The organism is Streptosporangium sandarakinum, from assembly GCF_013409935.1.
In the GTDB taxonomy this organism is placed as follows: Bacteria; Actinomycetota; Actinomycetes; order Streptosporangiales; family Streptosporangiaceae; genus Streptosporangium; species Streptosporangium nondiastaticum.
In genome coordinates, this window is record NZ_JACCCO010000002.1 from 1,176,845 (window position 1) to 1,189,329 (window position 12,485).

The following is a 12,485-nucleotide window of genomic DNA, read 5'->3' on the forward strand; positions in this document are numbered from 1 at the left end:
GATAGCGTCGAAGGCATGGTCACCGACATGAAAGACGCCGTCCATGCCGCCGACGCGGCCACCGTCATGAGCCTGCTCCCCGCCCGGCCGCGGGTGGTCGCCCTGGGCGAGCCCACCCACGGCGAGGACATCCTCCTCGACGTGCGGAACGAGCTCTTCCGGCAGCTCGTCGAGCGGGAGGGCTACCGGACGATCGGGATCGAGAGCGACTGCCTGATGGGCCTGGTCGTGGACGACTACGTCACCTCGGGCACGGGCACCCTCGACGAGGTCATGGAACGCGGCTTCAGCCACGGGTGGGGAGCCTTCGCGGGAAACCGCGAGCTCGTGCGCTGGATGCGCGAGCACAACGACGGCAGGCCGCCGTCCGAGCGGGTGCGCTTCGCCGGTCTCGACGGACCGCTGGAGATCAGCCACGGCGCGAGCCCCCGCCAGGCCCTCACCGCGCTGCACGGCCACCTCGCGGCCCGGCTGGACGCGGACCTGCTCCCCTGCGACGCGGAGACGCTCGACCGCCTGCTCGGCGCCGACGAGCGGTGGGCGAATCCCGCCACGATGATGGACCCGTCCCAGTCCGTGGGGCGGTCGGCCGAGGCCGGGGAGCTGCGGCTGCTCGCCGACGACATGGTGGCGCTGCTCGACGCTGAGACGCCGCGCCTCGTCACGACGTCCTCGCGGGAGGAGCGGGAGCGGGCCCGCCTGTACGGGCGCGCCGGCGTCGGCCTGCTGCGCTACCACCACTGGATGGCCGACACGTCGCCCGGCCGCATGCCGAGACTGCTGGGCCTGCGGAGTTCGATGATCGCCGCCAACCTCCTCGCCGTCGCCGAGCGGGGCCCGGTGCTGGCCCACGCCCACAACGTCCACCTCCAACGGGGCAAGAGCACGATGCGGATGGGCGACACGCCGTTCGAGTGGTGGAGCTCCGGCGCGATCGTGAGCGCCCATCTGGGCGAGGAGTACGCCTTCCTGGCCACGGCCCTCGGCACGATCCGGCACCGGGGAGTGGACGCCCCGCCCCCGGACACCGCCGAGGGGCTCCTGTACGCGCTCCCCGAGGACCGCTTCCTCCTCGACCCCCGCCGGCTGGCCGCCGCCCTCGGCGACACGCCGCCCGCCCCGCGCGTCTCCCCCTGGTTCGGCTACATCCCAATGGACCCGGCCTACCTGACCGGGGCCGACGGGATCGTGTTCGTCAAGGATCTCCCGCCGAACTAGCCTCCCCGGACCCGGCGCGGCGGTCACCGCCGGAACGGCGTGTCAGCCGATGACGGGGACCGACTCGATGAGCGCGACCAGGCCGCGCTCATCGAGGAGGTCGGCCGGACGGACGGTCTCGTTGGACCGGACGTAGTGGAACGCGGCGCTCACCGCCGGCAGGGGAACGCCGGCCAGGTGGGACCAGGCCAGGCGGTAGGCGGCGAGCTGCACCGACGCGGCCGACTCCGCCTTGCGGCCCTCGGGGCGGCGGCCGGTCTTCCAGTCGACGACCTCGTAACGGCCGTCCGGGGTCTGGAACACCGCGTCCATCCGGCCCCTGACCAGCCGGTCGGCGATCATCGTCTCGAACGGCACCTCGACCTCGATCGGCTCCCGGGAGGCCCACTCGCTCTCCTCGAACCGGGCGCGCAGCTCCTCCAGCCGGGCGTCGGCCTCCTCGAAGCCGTCGTCGAAGGCACCGGGCAGGTCGAGCTCGTCGATCAGCCGCTGCTGGCCCCAGCGCGACTCCAGCCAGCTGTGGAAGGAGGTGCCCCGGCGGGCCAGGGGCGCGGGCTTCCGCGGGACGGGACGGCGGATCCGCCGGGCCAGGGCCTTGGGATCGGAGGCCAGCGTGACGAGCGAGGAGACGGTCAGGTGGGTGGGCAGCTCCACCCGGCCGGTGCCGCGCCGCCGGTTGGTCTCCCGCTCCCTGAGCAGCAGTTCGGTGTCGCGCGCCCACGCCCTGGCCCGCTCACGGTCCCAGCCGCGCAGCTCGGCGAGGGTCCTGGCGTGCCGGTTGCCCGGATCGTCCCCGAACCCGGCGAGATGGGCGGCCTGGTCGGCGATGGTCACCGCCACGTCCTCCCGCCCGTCCGGGCCGGCGACGGTCTCGGCGACGGTTCCGGGAACGGACTCGGAAAGCGCGGGCTCGGAAACGGCGGGCTCGGAAGCAGGTCCGGAGAGCGCGGACCCGGGGAGCACGGCCTCGACGCCGTCCCGGCCGCCCCCTTCCGCGGGTACGGCCCGCCCGCCGGACGAGCCCTCGACCGCGAAGGCGCCCCGCGCGTCCGGAGAGGGTGCCGGAAGCCGGCCGGCGGAGCCCTCGGGACGCTCCGGAGCGTCCGCTGAGGGATCCCAGGCGTCCTCCGGAACGTCCCAGGGGTCGTCCGGGAAGGGGACCTCCTCGTCCTCCGGCGGGAGCTGCGGGAGGGGTATGTCGCCGAGCGGCTCGTGCGGGCCCGCCGTACCGGCTCCGGGTCCGCCGGCCGGGTCCGCGGGGGCGTCGCCGCCGGTGAGGGCGGCGAGGGCGGCCTCGACCAGGGTGGCGCCGTCGAGGACGGCCGCGTAGCGCGCGTCATCGGGGCTGACCGGCCAGGCCGACTCGGCGGGTTCGGCGAGCAGCGGGTTGACGGCGTCCTCGGCCGCCTCGGGCGCCCAGGCCGCCACCCGGCCGCAGGTGTCGCGGATCTCCAGCAGGAACTCGGACGGCAGGAGCGGCTTGGACCCGGTGCCCCAGCGGTAGCCGGAGGCGATCAGCAGGTAGTGGGCGCGGGTGACCGCGACGTAGGCCAGGCGGCGCTCCTCCAGCAGGTCGCGGTCGCGGCAGCGCTCGTCGAAGCCGGCCAGCTCCTCCTTCGACAGCCCGGTCAGCCGGGGCAGGTCGGAGGCGTCGCCGCGCAGCTGGTAGGGCAGCTTGCGGGGGTTCTCCGTCCACCTGGGGCTGGTCGTCGGGCGGGCCGGGAAGATCGTGCCCACGGTGAGCGTCCCGGCCTTGGACAGCGCCTGCGACATGCCGGGCACCACGACGACCGGCCACTCCAGGCCCTTGGAGGCGTGGACGGTCATCAGCTTCACGCTGTTGCTCTCGCCCACCCGGCCGGCGTCCAGGCCGTTCTCCTCCTCGTCGGCCGCCTTCAGGAACGCCAGGAACGCCCCCAGCGTCGGGTCCTCGGAGTCCCCGGCGAACCGGGCGGCGGCGTCGAGGAACGCGTCGAGGTCGGCGCGGGCGGCGAACGGGCCGACGGCCGCCCCCCGGGCCGCCACCTCGATGTCCAGGCCGAGCCTGCGCTCGATCTCGGCGATCAGGTCGGGCAGCGGCTGTCCGGTGTGGGCGCGCAGGGTCCGCAGCTCCTGCGACATGGCCAGCAGCCGCACCCGGGCCAGCGGCGAGAACGCCTCCTGCCACTCGGGGCGGTCGGGCAGCTCGTCGAGGGCGTCGACCAGGCTGCCGCGTTCCTCGGCGAGGTCGGCCACGACCTGGTCCAGCGGGTCGGACCCGGGGGACGGGGCCTCGGACTCCTCCCGGTGCTCGCGGTTCAGCTCGCGCGCCCGGTCGCCCAGCTCCTTGAGGTCGGCCGGGCCGATGCGCCAGCGCGGGCCCGACAGCAGGCGCACCAGGGCGTCACCCGCCGACGGGTCGTAGACCACCCGCAGCGTGGCCACCACGTCGGCGACCTCCGGTACGGCGAGCAGCCCGCCCAGGCCGACCACCTCGACCGGGATGCCGCGGGCCTCCAGCGCCCGGCGCAGCGCGGGGAACTGGGACCGTTTGCGGGCCAGGATCGCCACGTCGTGGGGTTGCAGGCACTGCGGGCCGCCCCAGGCGCTCTGCTTGGCCTTCTTGCGCTCGCCGTCACCCCACGGCAGGCCGTCGGGCGCGCTCTCGCCGCCCAGCAGCCGCGAGATCTCGGCGGCGACCCACTCGGCCTCGTCGTCGGCGGTCTCGTGGAAGGCGCACACCACCCGGCCCCGCTGGACGCGGTTGCCGCCCGGCACCAGCACCGGCACGTCCCGCGACTCCATCCGGAGCGGGAGCTGCACCCGGGCCGCGACGTCCAGCACGGCGTCGCCGTTGCGGAAGCTGACCGACAGGAACCGGACCGGGGCCGGCTCCCCGGAGGGGGTACGGAAGTCACGAGGGAAGCGGCTGAGGTTGCCCGACGACGCGCCGCGCCAACCGTAGATCGACTGGCAGGGGTCGCCCACGGCGGTCACCGGGTGGCCGCCGCCGAACAGCGAGCGCAGCAGGACGAGCTGGGCGTGGCTGGTGTCCTGGTACTCGTCCAGCAGGACGACGGCGAACCGGCCCCGCTCGATCTCGCCGACCTCGGGGTGCCCGGCGGCGATCCGGGCGGCCAGCGCCATCTGGTCACCGTGGTCGACGACCTCGCGCCGCCGCTTGAGCCTGCCGTACGCCTCCACCAGCGGCAGGAGCTGCTCGCGGGCCCGCTGGGTGACCAGCGGGCGGCGCTGGGCCAGGGTGGGCGAGCCGGGCAGCTCGCCGTAGCGGTCGGCGAGCCAGGCGCCGACCTCCCGCACGTCCGCCGGGGTGCGCAGGTGCTCGGCCAGCTCGCCGGCCAGCTCCAGCACCGCCCGGGTGACGGTGGCCGGGCCCCACTCGATCTGCTCCATCGGCCCGTCGTAGCCGCTGACCACCCGCTGGGCGAGCTGCCAGGAGACGGCCGGGCTGATCAGGCGCATGGTCGGCTCCAGCGCCTCGCGCAGGGCATGGTCGGTGACCAGCCGGGCCGCGTAGGCGTGGTACGTCGAGATGGTCGGCTCGCCCTCCAGCAGTTCGGCCGGGACCTGCGCGGCGGCGACCAGGCCGTTGAGGCGCTCGCGGACCCGGTGGGCCAGCTCGCCCGCGGCCTTGCGGGTGAAGGTCAGCCCGAGGATCTGGTCGGGGCGGACCAGGCCGTTGGCCACCAGCCAGACGACCCGCCCCGCCATGGTCTCGCTCTTGCCGGACCCGGCGCCCGCGACGACGACCATCGGCTCCAGACCGGCCTCGATCACCTCGGCCTGCTCCGGGGTCGGGGGGAGGATGCCCAGCTTCTCGGCGAGCTGGATCGGGCTCAGCACGCGGCGCCCCCGCACGGTACGGCACGGCCCGCCGGAGGGCGGCGCGGAGTGACGCGGGACGCCGGGGAACGGCGCGGCACGTCCCCGCGCCGGACGGTACGGCTCAGCACACCTGGTCTCCGTTCTTGCTGACCGGGCAGCTCGACCGCACGGCGCACGTGCGGCAGCCGTCGTTGACCTTGGCCTGGAAGAACGGCCCCGACATGCCGGTCGCGACGGTCTCGACCATGTCGCGGGCCCAGCCGGGGTCGGCGTCCTCCGACAGGGGCCGCTGGATCTGCTCCTTGGCGTCCTTCTTGCCCGCCGCGTCGCCCACCTGGACCAGGGCCGCCCCGCCGGGCTCGGTCATCCCGTGCCGCTGGAAGGCGCCCAGCAGCGCGGCGAGCTGGTACACCCCCAGCTGGGGATGGCGGTCGAGGTCGGCGTCCTTGGGGCCGTTCTTGCCCGTCTTGATGTCGATGATCACGGCCCGGCCGTCGGCGTCGCGCTCGACGCGGTCGACCCGGCCCTTGATCTGCACGCCGTCGGCGAGCGTGGCGACGAACGCCTCCTCCAGGCCGACCAGCTCGCGGGGGTTCTCCCGGTGCCAGCGCAGGAACTTGGCGACCATCTCCTCGGCCACCCGGCGCTGCTTGCGGTTGTACCAGACGCCGCCGAAGTCGAGCTCGCCCCAGACGTCGTCCAGGCGCTTGCCGAGCGTCTCCTCGCTCGGCATGCCGGTCGCGGCCAGCACGGCCAGGGCGTGCACGACCGTGCCCAGGCCCCGGGCCGCGTCGGTGCCGCCCGCGCCGACGGAGGTCTCCAGCAGCCAGCGCAGGCCGCACTTGGTGAAGTTCTCCACCGCCGAGGGCGAGATGCGCACGATGCCGTCGGGCCAGTTCAGCGGGCGGTCGTCGGAGACCGGGGTCAGGGCGTACCACTCGTCGGGGTGCGCGCCGGGCACCCCGGCCACGGCGAGCCGGGCCAGGTGCTCGGCGGCGGCCCGGCGCAGCGGGGCCGGCCGGGTCGTGTCGGTCACCGCCGAGCGGAGGTCGGCGACCAGCGCCGACATGCTCAGCCAGCGGGAGCGCTCGTCGACGCCGGCCTCCTCGTCCGAGCCGGGCACCAGCTCGGTGAGGAACCGGGAGGGGCGCTCCTCGCTGTCCTCCCCGCCGACGGCGGTGACGACGAGCCGCTTCCCGGCCCGGGTCGCCGCGACGTAGAACAGGCGGCGCTCCTCGGCCAGCACCTGGGAGGTCAGGGCGGCGGCGACGGCCGACGGGCTCTCGTGCTCGGAGCCGCGGGCCCGGGCGACCATGTCGTCGGTGCGCAGGACCGGGCCGTGCGGCCGCAGGTCGGGCCAGACGCCCTCCTGGACGCCGGCGACGACCACCACGTCCCATTCCAGGCCCTTGGAGCGGTGCGCGGTCAGGATGCGCACCGAGTCGGCGTCGGGGGCGCGCTCGGCGAGGGAGTCTCCGGGGATCTCCTGGGAGACGAGGTCCTCCACGAACACCTCGACGCCGGCGTGCGGCAGCCGGTCGACGAACTTGGCCGCGTGGTCGAACAGCGCCACCACCGCGTCGAGGTCGCGGTCGGCCATGGCACCCCGGAACCCGCCCGCGAGGCTCGTCTCGGTCCACTTCTCGGCCAGGCCGGTGGCCTTCCAGACGGTCCACAACACGTCCTCGGCGGTGCCGCCGCGCCGTACGGCCTCGGTGGCGCCGGCGATGAGCCGGGCGACCCGCTCGGCGGGCAGCGCCACGTGCGGCTCGACCCGGACCAGCTCCCGGGCGTCCTTGAGCGCGGCGACGAGGAGTTCGCCGGACGAGCGGGGCGCCGGCGCCGCGCGCTCCTCCAGCGGGACCGGGAGGTCGTCCTCCCCCGGCGCGCCGGCGTCGTCCCGCGGACCGGCCGCGCCGCCGCCGGGCACGCCGTCATCGGACGCCGGGTCGTCCCGGAGCACGTCGCCGCGCGCGTCGTCATCACCGGGCAGGTCGCCGCCGGGCACGTCGTCATCGCCGAGCGGGTCATCGCCGGGAGCGTCGTCGCCGGGCAGGTCGCCGCCGGGAACGTCGCGTTCGTCGGGGTGGAGCAGCGCCTCGTGCTCGGCGATCCGCAGCGCCCGGCGCAGGCGGCGCACGCCGATCATGTCGGTGCCGCCGAGCGCGCCGGTCAGCAACTCCTCGGCCATGCCCTCGTCGAGGTCCTCCGGGTGGAGCGCGACCTGGATCAGCCGGATCAGCGGCCGCACGCCTGGCTCCTGGAACAGCGGCACCTCACCGCCGCCGACCACCGCCGGCACCCCGGCGCTCACCAGCGCGCGGCGCAGCAGCGGGACCTGGCGGGTGGCCGAGCGGACCAGCACCGCCATCCGCGACCAGGGGACGCCGTCCAGCAGGTGCGCCCGGCGCAGCGTGTCGGCGACGACGGCGGCCTCCTGGGTCGCGCCGTCGGTCACCACGACCCGGACGTCGCCGGGGACGGCGTCCGGCAGGGCGCGCAGGTCGCGGTGGTGGGCCGCGCCGCCGAGCGGGGCGGGCAGGCGGGCGGTGACGCGGCGGGTGGCCCGGAGCAGCTCCGGGCCGCTGCGGCGGCAGACGCGCAGCGCCAGGACGGGTGCCCTGGCGCCGTCGGCGCGGCGGAACCGGTCGGGGAAGTCCATGATCCCGCGCACGTCCGCGCCGCGGAAGCCGTAGATCGACTGGTCGGGGTCGCCGACCGCGACGAGGTCGCGGCCCTCCCCGGCGAGCTGCTGGAGCAGCAGCTCCTGGGCCGGGTCGACGTCCTGGTACTCGTCGACGAAGACGACGTCGTAGGCGGACCGCTCACGCAGCCGCGCCTCGGGCTCGGTGAGCAGGGCGGCGGCGGCGCGGACCAGGTCGGCGTAGTCGAGCACCGGCTCGGCGTCGAGGTCGAACCGGGCGTGGTAGCGGTCGGCGAACCGCCCGGCGGCCACCCAGGAGGGGCGGCCGTGCAGGCGGCCCAGCTCGACGAGGTCGCGTCCGCCGAGGCCGATCTCGGTGGCGCGGGCCAGGAAGTCGCGCAGCTCCTGGGCGAAGCCGCGGGTGGCGAGGGCCTCGCGCATGTCCTCGGGCCAGTGGAGGGCGCCGTCCTCCAGCTCGCCGTGGAGCAGGCGGCGGATCTCCAGCAGCTGCTCGGGGGCGGTCAGCACGCGCGGCGGCACCCGTCCGGCGAGTACGGCCTCGCGGCGCAGCAGGGCGTAGGCGTAGGAGTGGAAGGTCATCGCCAGCGGGGTGCGGGTGGTGCGGCGGACCCGGGCGGTGATGCGCTCGCGCAGCTCCTCGGCGGCCCTGCGGCTGTAGGTGAGGACCAGCACCCGTTCGGGGTCGGCGCCCCGCCGCTCGATCCGGTCGACCACGCTCTCCACGATCGTGGTGGTCTTGCCGGTGCCGGGCCCGGCGAGCACGAGCAGCGGGCCGCTCTCATGGGCCACCACCGCACGCTGGTGCTCGTCGAGCACGGGGGCAACAGCCCTCCCCGCGCCCTCACGACGTACCAGACGCCAACCCTGACCACTCACAACTCGTCATTCCACCAGATCCCGGACGATGATCGTGCCGAGTCCGTGCGAGTCGCACGGTGAAAGACGCGGCCGGCGCGGACGGACCGCCCGGGGGAACCGGCCGGACCTCGGCGGGAACGCACCCCTGGAGAAGCCGGAACCGTCGGAAATCTCACAGGATGTCCGGAGCTCTCACCGCGGCCCGGCCCCCGTGCGCGTCAGGAGCCGCCGAAGACGTGGTCCACCAGCCGGCCGGTCGCCTTGCCGTCGTCGCGGGGCGCGTAGGTGCGGCGGAACCGCTCGTAGCGGTCGGCGTGCGCGGCGGCCACCTCGTCGATCGTCCGCAGCGCCTCGATCACCTCGGCGGCGGTCGTCAGCATCGGCCCGGGGACCTCGGCCGCGAGGTCGAGGTACAGGCCCCGCTTGGCCGAGTAGCGCTGCGCGTCGTAGGTGAAGAAGAGCATGGGCCGGCCGGTCGCGGCGAAGTCGAACATGATGGCCGAGTAGTCGGTGATCAGCACGTCGGCGATCAACAACAGATCCGTCACTTCCGGATACGTCGTGACGTCCAGCGCGAGATCACGCGGCACGTTCGGGGCCGCCTGCATCGGGTGTCCCCTGACCAGGAACGTGTGGCCCGCCCCGAGGACCCGCCGCGCCTCGGCGAGGTTCAGCTTCACCGAGGCGTTCCTGCGGTCGTAGTCGCGGAAGGTCGGCGCGTAGAGCACCACGGTGGAGCCCTCGGCGACGCCCAGCTCGCGCCGCACCCGCGCGGCGATCTCGTCCCGGTCGGGGGACGACAGCACGTCGTTGCGCGGGTAACCGCTCTCCAGGACCTCCCCGCGGTAGCCGAACGCCTTGCGCAGGATCGGGGTGGCCCACGGGCTCTGGGAGACCAGCAGGTCCCAGCCGCGCACCTCGGCCGCCTGGCGGTGCCAGGCCGGCGGCTTCGGGTCGCGCGACATGTGCGGCAGGTCGTTGCCCAGGCGCTTGAGCGGGCTGCCGTGCCAGGTCTGCACGACCGTCTGGTCCTCGCGGGCCCGGAACCACGGCGGCAGGAAGCCGTTGGCCACGATGTACCGCGAGCGGGCGAGCGCCGCGTAGTGCTCGCGGCTGCCGGAGCGGACCACCGTCGGGCGGATGTCCGGGCCGAAGCCCAGCTCGGCCGACCCCGGCGGGACGAACGCGCCGTCCTTGACCACCCAGATGTGCTCGCGGTCGTCGCCGCGCCGTACGCGCTCCTCGTAGACCGCGCGGACGTTGCCCTCGTACTGGCGGCCGTCGTAGGAGACGTAGACGGTCGCGTCGGTCGTCTCCATGGCCCGCTGGGCAGGGTAGAACGTGCGCTGCAGCGCGTACAGGCCGCCGGCGCCCTTCTCGTCGTCGGGCACGTGCTCGGCGACGGTCAGCACGGGCACGTCGAACCGGGTGGAGACCAGGCGGTACTCCCGCCCGTCGCGGACCTTCGTCTCCTCGTCCAGCGAGTCGAGGAGGGCGTGGTCGACGCGGACCGGCACGATCTTCCCGCCGGGGTCGCGGACCGCCATGCTCCAGGTGCCGCTCGCCAGCGGGACGGTCCCGGCGAAGCGCGGCATCGCGGCGGGCGCGAACCGCGCCGTGAAGCGTTCGCCGTCGCGCTCCAGCGGCACGGTGTGGATGAGGCCGGTGCGGTGCTTGAGGCTCAGCTCGACCTCGCCGGGGGCGGCGGGATAGGAGCCGGCGAGGGTGAGCGTGCCGTCCGCGGCCCAGGCCGCCTCGGAGATGACGGGGCGGACGCGCTGGGCGGAGACCGACACGCGGTCGCGCCGGTCGCCCAGCACGGTGATCTCCCGCTCGCCGATCACCGAGCGGCTCTCCGCGGCGCCGCCCAGCATGACGGGGGCCGCGGGCTCGCCCTTGGGCTCGACCCAGAGCCTGCCGCCGTCGCGCTCCTGCAGCAGGGAAGGTACGGCGAGCGGCACGACGACGTCGGTGCCGCCCTCGACGGGGGTGAAGTCGGCGGCGATGCGGTGGCCGTCCAGCCGCGCGTTGCCCCTGGCGTGCTGCTTGCCGGGCAGGAAGACCCGCAGCTCCAGCCGGTCGCCGTCCAGCGTCACCCCGGTCAGCTCGGCCCGGGTGGGCTGCAGCGCGATCTGCAGGGCGCGGTCGGAGGTCCAGACCGGGCGGATCCACCGGCGATGGCCGATGTCCAGGCCCGCGGGCCGCTCGGTGCGGCCGGTGGAGGGACCGCGCAACAGGCCGACGGCGCGGGCGCCGCGGCTCCAGATCACGATCTCCGCGCGCCACGTCGTGGTGTCGCGCACGGCGGAGCGGCGGCGCAGCAGCCGCCTGCCGCCGCGCAGCACCGCCCGCGCCCCGGTGCGCCAGCGCAGCGACCAGGGACGCAGCTCGGCGACGAAGCCGGACCAGTCGTAGTTGCAGCCCGCCTCGGCGGCGCCGTGGGTCGCCGAGGGGTCGAGGACGCGGCGGGTGCGCAGCCGTACGGGCGGCAGCCAGCGGGGGCCGCGCAGCACGACGGTGGCGCGGTTGAGGCGGGGGCCGCGGACCGACAGGCCCGCGAGGTATGCGTGGCCGGTGATCCGCAGCCGCCCGTCGGACCAGGAGATGTCCTCGATCCGGGTGATCGGGACGAGGTCGGCGGCGCGCAACCGGAACATGCTCTCCGGGAGCTCGTCCTGGAACGGCAGGTCGGCGTACCAGCGCATCTTCCTGCGGACCCGGCGGGACGGCTCGGCGGCGGCCGTGACGATCTTCTGCAGCGCGTCACCCTCGACGAGGTCGTCCGCCTCGCGGGTGTCGACCAGGTGGAAGGCGATCCTGCGCGCCACCGGCAGGTCGCGCTTGACCTTGGCGTCCACCCCGGCGAGGTACGGCTTGACGAGGGTGACGAACTCGCGCCTGCGGGCGGTGCCGCGCTTGACCGCGAGGTCCAGCCGGGTGCCGAGCGGGCCCGCCAGAACCTCGGCGTCGAACCGGCGGCGCTGGGCGGGCGTGAGCCCTTCGGCGAGCACCGCCGCCATCATCGATTCCAGGGGCTCCCCGCGGTCGCAGAGGTCCTGGACGACTTTCAGGCGGTCGGCGACGGAATCGCCGCCTGCCCGCACGGGTGTGACGCCGGTGGCCATGGGGGGGAGGCACCGCCTTTCGGACAGATCGCTGTCCTACGCCATCGTAGTGGGCCCGCGGACGTCGATTACGCCCGGTTTCTGGGTGTGCCGTCCCATCTGGCCGCGCGGATGTCGGCGCGGGAACCCCGCAGCGGGGTGTCCTCCCGGTGCCAGTGCTCCAGGCACCGCCGCTCGTGGCCCGGCGGCGGGGTGCCGTCGGCGTGCACGACGCGCCACCAGGGCACGCCGCCGCCCCACAGGGACATCACCCGGCCGACCTGCCGGGGACCGCCCTCGCCGAGGTACTCGGCGATGTCGCCGTAGGACATGACCATCCCCGGCGGGATGCGCTCGACCAGGTCGAGAACCCGCTCGGCGTACGGTGTCGGGTGGCCTACCGGCTCCATGCGGCCGGTCCGGCGGCCAGGATCTCGTCGACCTTGCCGAACTCGTACGACGCCGAGCCGTTCAGCTGTTCCAGACGGCCCTCGCGGATCGCGTAGGTCTCGCCGTCCTCGCCGACCAGGCTGGCGTTCAGCAGCGTCGAGACCCGGGCGAGCTGGGCCACGTGCCAGTCGGACCCGGGCGCGCCGGACAGGCCGCCGTTCCAGACCGCGACGGCGTGCAGACCGTCGGCGTGGCGGGCCATGACCTCGCCTGTCTCCTGTGAACCGCGGAACTCGAACCCCGCCTGCCCCAGCACAGTCGCGAGTTCCGCGAAGGCGAGAGGCGCCGGGCGCTCCACGCGCAACTCGTACCCCATGAGGGGCGACCCTAGCGAACCTTTGATCGCCTTCGTGCCGGAGATCCGA

6 protein-coding genes are annotated in these 12,485 nt (G+C 75.0%); 1 reads left to right on the plus strand and 5 read right to left on the minus strand.

Translation table 11 applies throughout. The annotated features are described in order from the left end of the window. Window positions 1-15: 15 nt before the first annotated feature. The gene (locus HDA43_RS23745) at window positions 16-1,218 is read left to right on the plus strand and encodes an erythromycin esterase family protein (RefSeq protein ID WP_179825269.1); all 1,203 of its coding nucleotides are present in this window, start codon (window positions 16-18) and stop codon (window positions 1,216-1,218) included. A 42-nt stretch (window positions 1,219-1,260) separates the two neighbouring features. On the opposite strand, the gene HDA43_RS23750 is transcribed toward HDA43_RS23745, so the two are convergent. The 5 genes from HDA43_RS23750 to HDA43_RS23770 all read right to left on the minus strand — a co-directional run bounded on the left by HDA43_RS23750 (window position 1,261) and on the right by HDA43_RS23770 (window position 12,436). Further along, the gene (locus HDA43_RS23750; protein WP_179825270.1) at window positions 1,261-5,061 is read right to left on the minus strand and encodes an ATP-dependent helicase; all 3,801 of its coding nucleotides are present in this window, start codon (window positions 5,059-5,061) and stop codon (window positions 1,261-1,263) included. 103 nt (window positions 5,062-5,164) lie between these two features. Beyond that, on the minus strand, window positions 5,165-8,524 hold the full coding sequence (locus tag HDA43_RS23755; RefSeq protein ID WP_179825271.1) for an ATP-dependent helicase: 3,360 nt from the start codon (window positions 8,522-8,524) through the stop codon (window positions 5,165-5,167). Between the two features lie 260 nt (window positions 8,525-8,784). After that, entirely contained in the window at window positions 8,785-11,691 is a 2,907-nt protein-coding gene (locus tag HDA43_RS23760) for a CDP-glycerol glycerophosphotransferase family protein (protein ID WP_246424496.1), read from the minus strand. A 68-nt stretch (window positions 11,692-11,759) separates the two neighbouring features. Next, the gene (locus HDA43_RS23765; RefSeq protein WP_179825273.1) at window positions 11,760-12,080 is read right to left on the minus strand and encodes an MGMT family protein; all 321 of its coding nucleotides are present in this window, start codon (window positions 12,078-12,080) and stop codon (window positions 11,760-11,762) included. Further along, entirely contained in the window at window positions 12,068-12,436 is a 369-nt protein-coding gene (locus tag HDA43_RS23770) for a hypothetical protein (RefSeq protein ID WP_179825274.1), read from the minus strand. The genes HDA43_RS23765 and HDA43_RS23770 overlap by 13 nt, the downstream gene beginning before the upstream one ends. Between the last annotated feature and the right edge of the window lie 49 nt (window positions 12,437-12,485).